At 64.8% G+C, this 14,240-nt stretch carries 14 protein-coding genes and 1 other RNA gene; 7 read left to right on the top strand and 8 right to left on the bottom strand.

Translation table 11 applies throughout. The features are described 5' to 3' along the window. The first annotated feature begins 57 nt into the window (after positions 1 to 57). The gene (gene gndA / locus O1A05_RS11950) at positions 58 to 1,536 is read left to right on the top strand and encodes an NADP-dependent phosphogluconate dehydrogenase (protein WP_270105426.1); all 1,479 of its coding nucleotides are present in this window, start codon (positions 58 to 60) and stop codon (positions 1,534 to 1,536) included. Positions 1,537 to 1,569: 33 nt separating this feature from the next. Here the strand turns inward: gndA and epsC are convergent, their stop codons facing one another. From epsC to msrA, 3 genes are all read right to left on the bottom strand, one after another. Then, the gene (gene epsC / locus O1A05_RS11945; protein WP_270105425.1) at positions 1,570 to 2,157 is read right to left on the bottom strand and encodes a serine O-acetyltransferase EpsC; all 588 of its coding nucleotides are present in this window, start codon (positions 2,155 to 2,157) and stop codon (positions 1,570 to 1,572) included. A gap of 125 nt (positions 2,158 to 2,282) precedes the next feature. Then, a complete protein-coding gene (cysK, locus tag O1A05_RS11940) occupies positions 2,283 to 3,218 on the bottom strand; it encodes a cysteine synthase A (protein ID WP_270105424.1) in 936 nt (311 codons plus the stop codon). A gap of 76 nt (positions 3,219 to 3,294) precedes the next feature. After that, the gene (gene msrA / locus O1A05_RS11935) at positions 3,295 to 3,855 is read right to left on the bottom strand and encodes a peptide-methionine (S)-S-oxide reductase MsrA (protein WP_442867634.1); all 561 of its coding nucleotides are present in this window, start codon (positions 3,853 to 3,855) and stop codon (positions 3,295 to 3,297) included. A gap of 93 nt (positions 3,856 to 3,948) precedes the next feature. On the opposite strand from msrA, the gene O1A05_RS11930 reads away from it, so the two are divergent. The 3 genes from O1A05_RS11930 to O1A05_RS11920 all read left to right on the top strand — a co-directional run bounded on the left by O1A05_RS11930 (position 3,949) and on the right by O1A05_RS11920 (position 6,634). Next, complete coding sequence (locus O1A05_RS11930; RefSeq protein WP_270105422.1) at positions 3,949 to 4,842, top strand: Nif3-like dinuclear metal center hexameric protein; 894 nt, start codon at positions 3,949 to 3,951, stop codon at positions 4,840 to 4,842. A gap of 99 nt (positions 4,843 to 4,941) precedes the next feature. Next, positions 4,942 to 5,673: a zinc ribbon domain-containing protein gene (locus tag O1A05_RS11925; RefSeq protein ID WP_270105421.1), complete on the top strand. Its 732-nt coding sequence runs from the start codon at positions 4,942 to 4,944 to the stop codon at positions 5,671 to 5,673. Between the two features lie 37 nt (positions 5,674 to 5,710). After that, positions 5,711 to 6,634, top strand: coding sequence for a reverse transcriptase-like protein (locus O1A05_RS11920; protein WP_270105420.1), 924 nt, complete (start codon positions 5,711 to 5,713; stop codon positions 6,632 to 6,634). Here the strand turns inward: O1A05_RS11920 and O1A05_RS11915 are convergent. Next, the gene (locus O1A05_RS11915) at positions 6,631 to 7,437 is read right to left on the bottom strand and encodes a YaaA family protein (protein WP_270105419.1); all 807 of its coding nucleotides are present in this window, start codon (positions 7,435 to 7,437) and stop codon (positions 6,631 to 6,633) included. The genes O1A05_RS11920 and O1A05_RS11915 overlap by 4 nt on opposite strands. Positions 7,438 to 7,491: 54 nt before the next feature. Here O1A05_RS11915 and rnpB point away from each other — a divergent pair. Beyond that, an RNA gene (gene rnpB, locus O1A05_RS11910) (RNase P RNA component class A) lies at positions 7,492 to 7,867 on the top strand. A gap of 6 nt (positions 7,868 to 7,873) precedes the next feature. Here rnpB and O1A05_RS11905 read toward each other — a convergent pair. Both O1A05_RS11905 and O1A05_RS11900 read right to left on the bottom strand, forming a co-directional pair. Then, a complete protein-coding gene (locus O1A05_RS11905) occupies positions 7,874 to 9,646 on the bottom strand; it encodes a heparinase II/III domain-containing protein (protein WP_270105418.1) in 1,773 nt (590 codons plus the stop codon). Beyond that, positions 9,643 to 10,020, bottom strand: coding sequence for a hypothetical protein (locus O1A05_RS11900; RefSeq protein WP_270105417.1), 378 nt, complete (start codon positions 10,018 to 10,020; stop codon positions 9,643 to 9,645). The genes O1A05_RS11905 and O1A05_RS11900 overlap by 4 nt, the downstream gene beginning before the upstream one ends. A gap of 242 nt (positions 10,021 to 10,262) precedes the next feature. Here O1A05_RS11900 and O1A05_RS11895 point away from each other — a divergent pair, with 242 nt between their 5' ends. Continuing rightward, entirely contained in the window at positions 10,263 to 11,642 is a 1,380-nt protein-coding gene (locus tag O1A05_RS11895; RefSeq protein WP_270107585.1) for a glyceraldehyde-3-phosphate dehydrogenase, read from the top strand. 105 nt (positions 11,643 to 11,747) lie between these two features. Here the strand turns inward: O1A05_RS11895 and def are convergent, their stop codons facing one another. Together def and O1A05_RS11885 are read right to left on the bottom strand one after the other, a co-directional pair. After that, positions 11,748 to 12,392: a peptide deformylase gene (def, locus tag O1A05_RS11890; RefSeq protein ID WP_270105416.1), complete on the bottom strand. Its 645-nt coding sequence runs from the start codon at positions 12,390 to 12,392 to the stop codon at positions 11,748 to 11,750. A 92-nt stretch (positions 12,393 to 12,484) separates the two neighbouring features. Continuing rightward, entirely contained in the window at positions 12,485 to 12,799 is a 315-nt protein-coding gene (locus O1A05_RS11885; protein ID WP_270105415.1) for an antibiotic biosynthesis monooxygenase family protein, read from the bottom strand. A 129-nt stretch (positions 12,800 to 12,928) separates the two neighbouring features. On the opposite strand from O1A05_RS11885, the gene O1A05_RS11880 reads away from it, so the two are divergent. Next, positions 12,929 to 14,182, top strand: a complete 1,254-nt coding sequence (locus tag O1A05_RS11880; RefSeq protein WP_270105414.1) for a multidrug effflux MFS transporter — start codon at positions 12,929 to 12,931, stop codon at positions 14,180 to 14,182. Positions 14,183 to 14,240: the final 58 nt, after the last annotated feature.

Genomic DNA, 14,240 nt, shown 5'->3' with positions numbered 1-14,240 from the left:
TGGAGTGCAGCAGAACGATACCCAGAGAAGACGATCGTCTTCATCGAAGGAGTGAACATGAGCGGTGCTCAAGCAGACATCGGTGTGACCGGACTCGCCGTGATGGGCGCGAATCTCGCCCGGAACTTCGCACGCAACGGATACACCGTCGCTCTCCATAATCGCACCGCGCAGAAAACTCATGATCTTATGAGTGCCCACGGTGATGACGGCGAGTTCGTTGCCACCGAGTCGCTGAAGGAACTGGTCGATAGCCTCAAGGCCCCGCGCCGCGTGCTCATCATGGTCAAGGCCGGTGCCCCCGTGGACGCCGTCATTGATCAGCTGGTCGATCTCCTCGACGACGGGGACATCATTATCGACGCCGGTAACTCTCACTACGAGGACACGCGCCGTCGTGAGGCCGCCCTGGCTGAAAAGGGATTGCATTTCGTGGGCGTCGGCGTGTCTGGCGGCGAGGAGGGCGCCCTGAACGGTCCGGCCATCATGCCCGGCGGTTCGCGGGAATCCTATGTGGCACTTGGCCCGCTGCTGGAATCCATCTCCGCTGATTTTGAGGGTGAGCCCTGTTGCGCCTGGATCGGCCCCGACGGTGCTGGCCACTACGTCAAGATGGTGCACAACGGCATCGAATACGCCGACATGCAGGTCATCGGCGAGGCCTACGACCTGTTGCGCCAGGTCGGTGGCCTGGAGCCACGAGAACAGGCCGGGGTGTTCCGCGCCTGGAACGAGACCGAACTGGCCAGCTACCTGATCGAGATCACCGCCGAGGTACTGGAACAGGTTGATGCCGCCACCGGTCAGCCGCTCGTGGATGTGATCGTTGACGAGGCGGGCCAGAAGGGCACAGGCCGTTGGACGGCTATTTCCGGGCTGGATGTGGGCTCACCCATCGGTGCGATTGCGGAATCGGTGTTCGCTCGTTCGCTGAGCTCGCAGCGCGCGGTCCGTGATGCGGCTTCCTCTGCGCTGGTGTCCGGCACCGAAAACGTCCAGATTGCTGACGTCGGGGCTTTCGTAGAAGACGTCCGACTGGCCCTGTATGCCTCGAAGCTGGTGTCCTACGCTCAGGGCCTGGACATGCTGCGTGCCGCGGCGTCCGAATACGGCTGGCCGTTGGACATTGGCACGATCGCTTCGGTGTGGCGTGATGGCTGCATCATTCGGGCGGACCTGCTGGATGACATTATGCGTGCCTTCGGTGGGCGTGACACCACCCGCCACCCGGAACCCGGCACCACGTCTGCCGATCAGCCCGCGAACCTGCTGTTCGCGCCGTTCTTCGCTGAGGCAATCGGTGCAGCCGTTCCTGCATTGCGACGTGTGGTGAGCGTAGCTTCGGCCGCGGGCGTGCCGATTCCGGTGTTCTCATCGGCTCTGAGCTACTACGACGGGCTGCGACAGGAGCGCCTGCCCGCTGCACTCACCCAGGGGCTACGTGACTACTTCGGCGCCCACACTTATCGCCGCGTTGACCGCGAAGGCACCTTCCACACGCTGTGGTCGGGGGACCGTACCGAAGTCGAGGCCTAAGCCTCAGACCGGGTCAAACCCGCGCAGATCTCCTTAGATCCACATCGCCGGGTCAACGTACTCGGCAGGGTCAACGGCAGGCTTCTTTTCCTCCGTGCCCCGCCGGGCCCTGAAGGTCGCCGGCACACCGGTGGCGATCGAGTCAGACGGGGTGTCCTTGACGACGACGGCGTTGGCGCCCACCGCGGTGCCAGCGCCGATGTCGACGGGGCCGAGGATCTTCGCCCCGGCACCCACCACCACGCCGTCGCGCAGGGTGGGGTGGCGCTTGACCTTCTCCAGGGACTGACCGCCCAGGGTGACTCCGTGGTAGATCATCACGTCATCGCCGATCTCGGCGGTTTCACCGATGACCACGCCCATGCCATGGTCGATCACGAACCGGCGGCCAATCGTGGCGCCGGGATGAATCTCAATGCCGGTCAACGACCGGGAAATCTGGGAGAGCACCCGCGCCGGAGTGCGCAGTTTCTCGTTTTGCCAGAGGCGATGGGACACCCGGTGCATCCACACCGCGTGCAGACCGGAGTAGACGAGCGCTACTTCCAAATTGCCGCGTGCGGCCGGATCGTGCCCGCGCACCGCTGAGATGTCTTCCTTCATGCGCGAGAAGATGCCCATGCTTGCCTTTCGCCTGCCTGCAGATGAGGTGATGTGAGCGCGTCCGTTGAGGTGGTACGCGAACGTGCCCGCTGTTGTGGTGCAACAGCGGGCACGTTATCAGTATTCCAGGTGTGGAACCGCGGTCAGCCGCGGATGTCTTCGTACAGCACGGTGGAGATATAGCGCTCACCGAAGTCGGGGACGATGGCGACGATCAGCTTGTCGCGGTTTTCCTCGCGGCTGGCCTGGTCCAAAGCGGCGGCGATGATCGCACCGGTGGAGATGCCGCCGAGGATGCCTTCCTTCACGCCCAGATCGCGGGCCGCGGCCACGGACTCATCGAGGGTTGCGGCGTACACCTCGGAGTAGACCTCGGTGTCGAGGACCTCGGGCACGAAGTTGGCGCCGATGCCCTGGATCTTGTGAGGGCCTGGGTTGCCACCGGAGAGGATGGGGGAGTCAGCAGGCTCCACGGCCACCGCGGTGACCTCGGGCTTCTGCTCTTTCAGGTAGCGGCCGGCGCCAGTGATGGTGCCTCCGGTGCCGATGCCGGACACGAGAATGTCCACGGCGCCATCGGTGGCGTCCCAGATTTCGGGGCCGGTGGTGTCGTAGTGGGCGGCGACGTTGGCCTCGTTGGCGAATTGCTGAGCCCAGATCGCGTTGTCGGACTCGGCCACGATCTGCTGCGCCTTCTCGACGGCGCCACGCATGCCATCGGCACCCGGGGTCAGGACAATCTCGGCACCATAGGCGCGCAGCATGACCCGGCGCTCATTCGACATAGTCTCGGGCATGGTCAACACCACGCGATAGCCGCGGGCCGCGCCCACCATGGCCAGGGCGATACCGGTGTTACCGGAGGTGCCCTCCACGATGGTGCCGCCGGGCTTGAGCTGACCAGACTTCTCGGCGGCGTCGACGATCGCCACACCAATGCGGTCCTTCACCGAGTTGGCCGGGTTGTAGAACTCCACCTTGACCGCGATGTTGCCGGGCAGATCCTGGCCCACGCGGTTCAGGCGGACGAGCGGGGTGTTGCCGACCGCTTCGGTGATGTTGTTGAGCAGAGAGGCCATGAATGAGGTCCTTTCAAAAGAGGGTTGGGGCACAAAGCTTCCAGGATTCCAATTTAGGCGGTGGTGTGCGAAAACGTCATGTTTCCAGCCACGCTGAGTAATGTTGCCGCACTCGGGCGAGTTTCGGATTGATGATGACCTGGCAATAGCCGACGTCGGGACGTTTCCGGTAAAAGTCCTGGTGGATGTCCTCGGCCGGGTACCAGATATCGGGTTGTTCGATCGTGGTGACGATGGGGTCATTCCAGAGTTGCTGGGCGCGCTCGATGGCGTCATGGAAGAGCTGGGCCTGTGCGTCATCATGCGGGAACATGGCCGACCGGTACTGGGTGCCGACGTCGTAGCCCTGCCGATTCAGGGTGGTCGGATCGTGGGAGGCGAAGAAGATGTCGAGAATAACCTCCGCGGGAACGATGTCCGGGTCGAAACGTACCCGCACCGCCTCGGCGTGTCCTGTCTGCCCGGTACACACGGCTTCGTAGTTCGGATTCGGCCAGGAGCCGCCGGTATAGCCGGACTCGACGAAGCTCACGCCGCGCACGGTGCGGTAGATGGCATCCTGACACCAGAAACATCCACCGGCAAGATCGAACTCGACGGTGGTTTTCTCGGGACTGTGTGGATTCAGCACGTTCACACCCTGTACAAGTCGGGACCGGCCCAGAACATTCCTGAACGGGCCTGTTGAGATCACCGCATGTGGCTGCGGGGAAGTGCAAGAATGGGAGCTATGAGTGTCGAATCATCGTCGCGTACCATCCACCGCCCCGACGACGCCCGCGCCCCGCGACTGTCTGAGGTGCTGGAGGTGCTCGAAGAACTCTGGCCTGCCGCGCTGAGTGAAGACTGGGACGCGACTGGGCTGGTGGCAGGGCGCCCGGACGCCCGGATCAGGCGCATCCACTGGGCGGTCGACCCGGTGCAAGCGGTGGCCGATGAGGCGGTGCATCACGCAGCTGATCTGTTGATCACCCACCACCCACTGCTGCTCAAGCCCGTCAACTCGGTGGCAGCCACCGGATTCAAAGGGCGGTTGATTCACACGCTGATCGAATCTGGGTGCGCCCTGGTGACCGCCCACACCAACGCCGACTCTGCGGTGGGTGGGGTGTCGGACGTGATTGCCCGGATTCTGGACTTACGCGATATTCGACCGTTGCAACAAGCTGGCGCCGGCCTAGACGAAGAAGGCATCGGGCGCGTGGGAGAACTTCCCGCGGCCCAGACGCTACAGGAATTCGCCACCGCGGTGTTCTCTGCGATGCCCTCAGTGGCCGGCGGAGTCCGCGTTGCCGGAGACCCGACCGGTCTGGTGTCGACCGTGGCCGTGTGTGGCGGGGCAGGGGACTCACTCTTCGACGCCGTCCGCGCGGCCCAGGCAGACGTGTATGTCACCGCGGACCTACGACACCATCCGGCCTCCGAAGCGCGCGAGGCTGCGGGGCTGACCGGGGACCGGCCGTATCTGATCGACGTCTCCCATTTCGCCTCCGAATGGTTATGGCTTCCCGAGGCCGCCGAGGCCACCCAGCGGGCGTTGGCAGATCGCGGGTACGACGTCGAGTGCGCGGTGTCCTCGGTGAACACCGACCCGTGGGACTTCATCTTGACCCCCGGACGCTAAGGACGCTATGGGCTCTGACAACGCTGACAGTACGACCGCAGTACGGACGCAGTATCGTGCCGACATTGTCGGATTTCCCGCAGACGAGAGGACCAGACCATGGCATTGACCGCAACCCTCGAGGAACAACAGCGGCTGCTGGAACTGCAGCGCCTCGATTCCGACACCGACGCTGCCCGGACTCAGATGGGGCGCCTGCGCTCGGACGAGCAATTACGGGAGCTCAATACCCAGGCGAATGCGATCGCGGCCGAAGAAACCGAACTCTCCGGTGCCGCAGACACCGCACGAACGGAGCTGGCCACTGCCGAAGAACGCGTCGAACGCACCCAGGCCCGACGCGACCAGACCCGCTCGCGCCTCGACGCCGGACAGGGTGGCGCCAAGGAACTGCAGAACATGGGACATGAACTGGAAACCCTCGAGTCGCTATTGCAGGACCACGAGGAGCAACAACTTGCTGCGATGGAGAACGCCGAAACAGCCGAGGACGCGCTGGCTGAGGCCAGCACCCGCCTCGCCGCCGTCCGCGACCAGGTGAATGCGCGGGAGCAACACGTCCAAGCAGAACTGCAGGAGGTTGCTGGCCGCGGCAAGGCACTGCTCGCCCAGCGCGCAGAACTAGCCGCCTTGCTGCCTGAAACTTTGATAGCTGCCTATGAACGGGCGCGTGAGCGTAACGGTGGGATCGGTGCTGCACGACTGGAAGGCAACATTTCGGGTGCCTCCGGTATGGCACTGTCACCGGTTGAGCTCGAAGCCATTCAGGCGCTGGAACCCACTGAAGTGGCCCGGTGCCCCGAAACCGACGCGCTGCTGATCCGCCCCTGAACGACGACACCGATGTGAAAGGCCAGGCTACCGCCCGATGAACCCTCCTACCGATGCCGCCACGGCACCGACGCACCTGATCGTAGAAGCCGACGGCGGCTCCCGCGGTAACCCCGGGGTGGCCGGCTACGGAGCCCTGGTTCGCGATCCGAACTCGGGCGAGTTGCTGGCCATCGATGCTGCTCCTTTGGGCATAGCCTCCAACAACGTCGCCGAATATTCGGGGCTGATTGCCGGGCTGACCATGGCGCGTGACCTTAATCCGAACGCCATGGTCCGGGCACGGCTGGACTCGAAGCTGGTGGTCGAGCAGATGACGGGGCGCTGGAAGATCAAGAACGCCGATATGAAGCGGTTGGCGATGGAAGCTCACGCGGTTCTGCCCGCCCATCAGGTCAGCTATGATTGGATCCCTCGGGAGAAGAATAAAGACGCCGACCTGCTCTCCAACGAGGCCATGGACGCCGGGGCAGCGGGCACCGCATGGGTGGAAGCAGATTCAGCACTCAGCGTGGCGTCGTCGCCGAACACGCCGGACACCACGGCCAGCGCGCCCGCAGCACCACCGCGCCGACTCGGACGACTGCATCACGTGGAGATCTGGGTGCCAGACCTGGCCCGGGCCCGCGACACCCTGGGCTGGCTGTTGACCGAACTGGGCTATGAGATCAGTGGCGAATGGTCCGAGGGCACCAGCTACCAGGGGGCCGGGGAGTACATCGTGCTCGAGCATGGCTCCGACGTCACGGAGGTGGCACACGAGCGGCGCCGGCCAGGGATGAATCATCTTGCCTTCTACGCCGGACCCCGCGAAGCGGTCGACGCGCTGACCGAGGATGCCGTGCAGCGGGGCTTCACCCTGATGTTCCCGGATCGTCACCCCTACGCCGGGGGACGCCGTCACTACGCCGCTTACCTGGAGTCACCCGACGGTTTCGAGGTCGAACTCGTCGCCGACTAGGCCTCTTCGGGCAGAACCACCCGCAACACGCCCGGGCGGGACCCCTGGCTGGGCACATGGTTGATGCTCCAGCGGTCTTCGGCGTCGGGGTTCTCGGCGCTACCTACCCAGTTCAGATATTCCACGACGGCGTTGGGAGTGCGCACCCGGCGCGCATCGGCGTGGAGCAGGGCGCGGGCCACCCGACCCCGAGTGTGCTTGGCCCAGTGCGAGACGACCTTCATCTCGCCGTCGCGCATCTGGAACACATCGACAGCCAGGGTCTTCGGTGCCGGAGCCTTCCACTGGGCCGCATAGCCGCCGGACCGGCAGTCCACGATCACTCCGGACCGGGACGCTAACAGATTCAACCCCGGGGTCAGCCGCGGCCGCCACCAGGCGCCCAAACCTCCAATAGCCGGGAGTTTCGCCGACGTCGAGAGCCGATAGGCGGGAATCCGGTCGGCCACTCCGGTGGCACCGAAGAGCGCAGAGAAGATGACCACGGAGGACCGGGCCCGGCGCTTGGCGGTGCTGGAGAGGCTGGCATAATCCAGGGCGTCGTAGAGGACACCGGTATACACCTGGTGAGCAGGGGCTGCTGGATTCGTGGTGAGGTGAAGATTTGCCTCTACCTCAGCGGCGAGCGAGGCGCCCACCCCGAGCACCTTGAGCGCCCCGGGGGTGCCGGATACCGATTCGAGCGTGCCCATCAGGGTGTGGCGTTCTCCGCTGAGCTGCGGCAACAGCAAGGAGTCGAGATCGATCGGAGTACCCGAGGCGGGCGCAGATTTACCTTCGGACGGAGGGAGAAGAATCAGCACGCTTCCACTGTACCGTCAGCAAGATGCGCCGCCGGCGTTAGACTAGTTCCCGGGATGGAGCGGCGGATGGCCGCGTGCCGCACGTTGATCGTGACGGTACGAGGAACGTCCGGGCACCACAGAGCAGGATGGTGGGTAACGCCCACTCGGGGTAACCCGCAGGACAGTGCCACAGAAAGCAGACCGCCCCGTCACGGGGTGAGGGTGAAAGGGTGGTGTAAGAGACCACCAGCGGTCCAGGTGACTGGATCGGATCGGTAAACCCCATCCGGTGCAAGACCGAACAGGATGTGCTTGACGGCGGCTCGCCGGAGCATCCGGGTTGGTCGCTCGAGCGCGTCGGCAACGGCGCGCCTAGATGGATGGCCATCACCGGGGAGCGGGTAACGGCTCCCCGGGACAGAACCCGGCGTATGCCCGCTCCATCCCGCCCACCTCAGCCCGTGAGCGTCTGCAGCGTCGCTCCCGTCACGTCTAGGGCGAGTATCCAGCTACGATCCCCGCGCCGCAGCCGCAGCGTGAATTCCTGATCGCACGCGGTCTCTGTGTCCTCACGGGTGATCTCGAGCGGCTCTTCGAGTTCCGGGGAGATCGCCACCGCCAGGGTCGTTTCCCAGCCGGAGGCGCTCGCGGTCACCACGGTGGACGGTTCCTGGGTTTTCCACCGAGTGCCGATCCAGCCGCGCAGGTCGCCTGCTTCGGTCTTCTCCGCCTCGACGGCGCGGTGCACGTCCAGGTTCACCGGGCGTAGCCACTGCAGATGCACCCGGGGTTGCCGGGCGTTCACCGTGCCACTCAGCACCACCCGGTTCTGGTCTGGGTGCTGCTCCACGGTGGCGCCGATCTCCACCAGCCAAGGTTGGATGAGCGCGGTGGGCACGGCCGAGCGCCCGTGGTCGATCACCAGCAGGCAGTCGGGGCCTGAGCAGTACACGATGCGACGCGTGAGCATCGCCGCCGTGTGGCCGTCGTCGAGCAAGAGCAGTTCATCGACGTCGTCGGAAAACCTGCAGCGCACCACGGGAACCTCATCCGGGGAACGATAAGGCAGGTCCGGGAACATCGGCACGTTGTGCGCAGACCGGGAACGCAGAAAATCACGCACCGGATCATGGTGCTGATAGCTGTGGAACCCGCCGTCGACGAGCCAGCGCAATCCCTCGGTGGCGTAGTGGACGCTGAGCCGGTCCTGGTGCGAATGCCGCAGCAACTCGGCACCGTGGCGTACCACCATATGTGTCTCCCGGTTGAGCGCCCGACGCCGACCCCAGCCGGAGCGCAGCACGGTGAGCCCGCGTTCTGTGTGCAGCACGCGCTGGTCCGGCCGGGTGCCGGATTTACCGAGGGTCGCCACGAAATCGGTGTGCGGATGCAGCCCGGTGCGGACTTTGGCTCGCACCGAATCCCCGATCTGGGGGAGCTGACCGAACGGCAGACTCAGGTGGGCCAGTACGGCCCCGGCGCGTTCCAAACGGTGATCGGCATCGGGGCCCAGATCGAGCCCCTCGGCACGGAGTCGGGCCACCGCCTGTGTCCACCACACCAGGTTGGACTGATGGTAGGCAGCTGAGCCCTCCTCATTGATCCCCTGGGTGTCGAACGCTTCCCGCAACTGCGCCTCTAACCGGTCGCGGGCCAGTTCCTGTCCGGGGCGATCACGCAACACCGAAGCCGTGAGCAGCAGTCCCAGATGTTGGAAGAGCCCGTGGTTGCCGCCCACCAGGTGCTGTTCATCGGCAAGCCAGTCACGGTGATATTGCAGAATCTGACGGTACCGTGCCTCCTGTGCCGCGGGGACCAGGGCCACGCCCAGGCTGAGCTCCGTGGCGCGGAGCCCATCCGCCATGTCGACCCAGGCAAACGACGACGGTGCCTGGGTGGCGGGAATATTCGCGTCGGCCCACGATTCCACGGTCGCCCACCAGAACGCCCGGGCCGCCTCGTCGCCGTCGAGTCCGTGCCAGCGCACCGGGTTCAACCAGCGCAGCGCATGGAACTGAAATTGCCAGTTCCGGTCCCCGAAAGGATCCGCAGCCCAATCGTGCAGATTGCCCGTCCAGACGGGGTGCGGGGGCAGATTCAGCTCTCCGTTCAGCAGTTTCTGAGTGCTCTGTGCGGCGTGGGCCGGCCGTTCGGCGTGCTTGCCAAAAGATTGGCGCTGCCCGACGGTGCGGTCCAGGCCAGGGTGGGGCTCAGCGGAGGAAGTCATGAAGCATCGGTGTCCGAAGGCAGACGCTTCTCCAGATCATCCAGGCGTGCCTCCAGGCGGGCCCGAGCGGTGGCCAGAGCGATTTCCTCGGCAGCGAGCTGGGCCACCACAAGGCGGAGCTGGGCGGTGGCATCACGTTCGCCCCCGGGCGGAAGGCTGAGGCGGGCGGCATCGCCGGAGCTGGCGCCCGACAGGGTTGCACTCAGTTGGGTGTGCTGACGGCGCAGCCCCAGGACCAACAGCACCGGCAGTCCCGCCACCGAGAAGGCTAGCAGTGTCAGTCCGAGCAGTGGCGACCCCAGGGCGAAGGCGAGTGCGGAGCCGACAGCGACGACGCTGATCGCGCCCCCAGTCCCGGCGAACCTATTCAACATGGGCAATCATCCCTCGTCGTCGTGTGTGAGATCCGTGAAGGTTTCCTTGGGGATCACGGTAGCTCAGGTCCCGGTTCAAGAGAATGCGGTCACGGCGTGTCCGGGCGTTTAGACTGGACGAACAAGCTGACGAACCGATCGGCAGAGTCGCCGGTCAGGGAGGAAAACCTTTGGCAGACAACACTGCATCACCTGAGGGCCAGCTCGAGGCGTGGAGCCATCGCGAGGAGCTGGCGGAGAAGATGGTCCCCCTGGTGGGATCCCTCTACCGCGACCATAACGTGGTGACCTCCATCTACGGGCGCACGCTGGTGCACCAGTCGGTGATCGACATCATCAAGGCACACCGATTCGCCCGTCAGATTGACGAGGAGATGCTGCCGCTCGAGGACACCTACCCGCTGGTGGAAGCCCTGTCTGAGATGAACCTCGGGGCCAGCTCCATTGACCTGGCCCTGCTGAACAAGAAGTTTAAAGCTGTCGGCGGCGATGTGCGCGAGTTCCTGAACACTGAGCTGACTGAGGTTGTCGGCGGCGATGGCGCCGGTGTGGATTCCACCCGTGACGTCGTGCTCTACGGTTTCGGTCGCATCGGTCGTCTGCTCGCCCGCATTCTGCTCTCCCACGCCGGTGGCGGCTCCTCGTTGCGCCTGCGCGCCATCGTGGTGCGCAAGAACTCCGACGACGACCTGATCAAGCGTGCCTCGCTGCTGCGCCGCGATTCCATTCACGGTCCCTTCGACGGCACCCTCTCCGTGGATGCGGCGAACAACACCATCACCGCCAACGGCACCGTCATCCAGGTGATCTACTCCTCTGATCCGACCACCGTGGACTACACCGCCTACGGCATCAACAACGCCATCGTGGTGGACAACACCGGTCGCTGGCGCGATGAAGAAGGACTGGGCCAGCACCTGCAGGCCACCGGTGTCTCCAAGGTGCTGCTGACCGCTCCCGGCAAGGGCGACATCAAGAACATCGTGTTCGGTGTCAACGACGGCGACATTGTCGAGTCCGACTCGATTCTCTCGGCGGCTTCGTGCACCACCAACGGCATCACCCCGGTGCTGAAGGTGCTCAACGACGCCTACGGGATCGATCACGGCCACGTGGAGACGGTGCACGCCTACACCAACGACCAAAACCTCACCGACAACTTCCACAAGGGTTCGCGCCGTGGACGTTCGGCGGGTCTGAACATGGTGCTCACCGAAACCGGTGCTGCCAAAGCCGTGGCAAAGGCACTGCCCGAGCTCAAGGGCAAGCTCTCCGGCAATGCGATCCGCGTGCCTACCCCGAACGTGTCGATGGCGATCCTGAACCTCGAACTGGAGCAGCCCACCACGGCCGAGGATCTGAACACGCTGCTGCGCACCGAGTCGCTGACCGGTGAACTGCGCGCCCAGATCGATTACATCAACTCACCCGAGGTCGTCTCCTCGGACTTCGTCGGCTCCAACCGCGCCGGCGTGGTGGACGGTCTGGCCACGATCGTGAACAACGGCACCCACGCCATCGTGTACGTCTGGTACGACAACGAGTACGGCTACTCCTGCCAAGTGGTCCGTGTCATCGAGAAGATGGCCGGCGAGGACGTTCCGCACTTTCCACGCGCCTAATCACGGGCATGGGCCGACATGGCCCAGCTGAACCGGTAACGACCCCGGGGCCAGCCACCAGAAAGGTGGCCGACCCCGGGTCGTTCAGTTAATGGGCAGGGTGGGCTATTTCGATTCCTCTGCGTTGGCAGTATCAACGTCGTCGTGTTCGTGGTCGACGTCGTCGTGTCCGAAGGGATCCGCGTCCACACCGGGCATCCACGTCCGCCCCGCCTCATTCCAGCCCTCGCGCCGCAGCGCCTTTTTCCAGCGCCGCGCCCACTTGTCCTTGAGCCGGTTGACGTAGAGGTAGCCGTCGAGATGATCGTGTTCGTGCTGCATGATCCGGGCGAACCAGCCGTGCGCCTCGAAATCGATCTCCTCTCCGTCGACGGTGAATCCTTGGAGCCGCACGTGGTCCGAGCGTTTCAGAGGGAAACCATAGCCGGGCACGGACAAGCACCCCTCGGATTCGGAGTCGGCGTCAGGGGACTCCTGGGAGACCTTGCCCAAGAGCGTGAGCACCGGGTTGATGACCTCGCCCTGGTTCGGCGCCTCGCCCGTGTCTTCGTAAGCCCAAGTGAAAATGCGCAGTCCCACACCCACTTGCGGTGCGGCCAGACCCACACCGCGGGCAGCCTGCTGCGTGAGGTGCATGTCCGCCACGAGCTCACGGATGTGCTCGTCGATCTCCTCCACCTCCGCGGCACGGCGGTGTAGTACGGGCTCACCGTGAATGGTGATGGGGCGGATGCGCGGCGTATACGCCATAGTCAAGGTGCTCCTGTGGATGCCGGTGGTGACAATGCTGCCCCACAGTCTAGTGACTGCGGGGCAGCTCAAGGGTATCGGGTCGGGGAGACTTACTCGGATGCAAGCGCTTCCAGGTCCACGATTTCAAACGCCATGGTGGTGGCCATGGTGGAGATCGGGGTGGGGCGGGGCCCGGACTCACCCTGGGCGTTGTGGCGGTGGGCCAGCCATTCCTGGTAGTTCTCCTCGGTGTCGAACTGGGTGACCACGTAATAGCGGTCTTCACCTTCGACCGGGCGCAACAGCTGGAAGCCTACGAAACCGGTGACCGTGCTGACGTCATTGCGGCGGGCGGCGAAGCGGCGCTCCAACTCGGCTCCCTGTCCTTCCGGAACGGTGAGGACGTTGATCTTGACCACGGACATGAGGTGACTCCTTCGTCGAGTTGTGTCAGTACGGGCGGCGAGTGGTGCCTCCCCAGGCTATCCTGGGTGCTGACACCTTGGCAGGGCCGATCTCACCGGATGAGATGGGCGAGAGGAGAGCTTCACCCCATGACGCCGACGTCCGATCACGGGATGAAGTCCGACGACGCCGGTCAGCGGGGCCTGGGACCGGGACTACTGACCCTGCTGGGCTTCCTCGCTGCTGTGGGGCCCTTCGCCACCGACATGTACCTGGCGTCGTTCACGGATATCGCCAGCTCGCTGGGGGCTCCGGCGTCGTCGGTACAGCTCACCCTCACCGCGTTTATGGCCGGTATCGCCAGCGGACAGCTGATCCACGGGCCGCTCTCGGACCGGCTGGGGCGCCGGCCGGTGTTGCTCACCGCCATGCTGCTGTTCGCCCTGACCTCCATCCTGATGGTGTTTTCCCCGAACATCGAAGTGTTCATGGTGCTGCGAGTGGTGCAGGGCTTCGCCGGTGCAGCCGGGATCGTGCTGGCCCGAGCCATCGCGGTCGATCTGAGTTCCGGCGGCACCGCGGTGCGCGCGTTGAGCCTCATCTCCACTGTCGTCAGTGTGGCGCCGCTCATCGCACCCCTGGTGGGTGGTGCGGTCGCCACGTTCTTCGGCTGGCGCGGCGTGCTGGCGGTGCTCGCGGTGATCGCAACCCTGATGTTCCTCGTTACTCTTGTCGGCGTCCCCGAAACCGTGCCCGCCCACGATCGGCGCACCGGTGGGCTGGGGGCGATGTACCGGCCGATGTGGGATCTGGTCCGTGTGCGGTTCTATGTGGCCCACGTCGGCGCCTTCGCCATGGTGTTCGTGGCCATCATGTCTTATGTCGCCGCATCGCCCTTCGTCGGACAACGGATCCTGGGCATGAACGAGATCCAGTACGGCATGTCCTTCGCCGCCGGAGCCGCCGCGCTGATCGTGGCCAACCTCATCAACGCCCGCGTTGCTCCGCGCACGGGTCCGGCGCGCATGCTGCTGCTGGGTAATGTGCTCGCGCTGAGCGCCGGAAGCGCGATGGCGCTGCTGGTATTCATCGACACGCTGAGCATCCCCACCTTCATCGCCTGCGCCTTCCTCCTGAGCGGCGGAGCCGGACTGGTGATGTCCAATGCCTCCGCCCTGGCATTTACCGTCACGGCCCGTTCCACTCGCGGTGCAGGTGCCGCACTCATGGGTGCCTCGCAGTTCATTTTGGGCGGTATCGCCACCCCGCTGGTGGGCCTGGGCGGGGAAGAGACCGCGGTGCCGATGGTCGTGTGCATCCTGTTTGGCGTTGTGGTGTCTCTGTTGTTGACCTTGATCGCCCGCGGGGGACGGCGGCCCGCGCCGGTCGGCCCCCATTCCTGACCCACACCGGGACATTCAGGTCGTGTTCAGGAAGTACTCGGACGCGCCCGGTACAGTC

The sequence above is a fragment of the Citricoccus sp. NR2 genome (assembly GCF_027594385.1).
GTDB lineage: Bacteria > Actinomycetota > Actinomycetes > Actinomycetales > Micrococcaceae > CmP2.
Note: the sequence above shows the minus strand (reverse complement) of the source record. Positions and strands in the feature narration are given on the sequence as shown.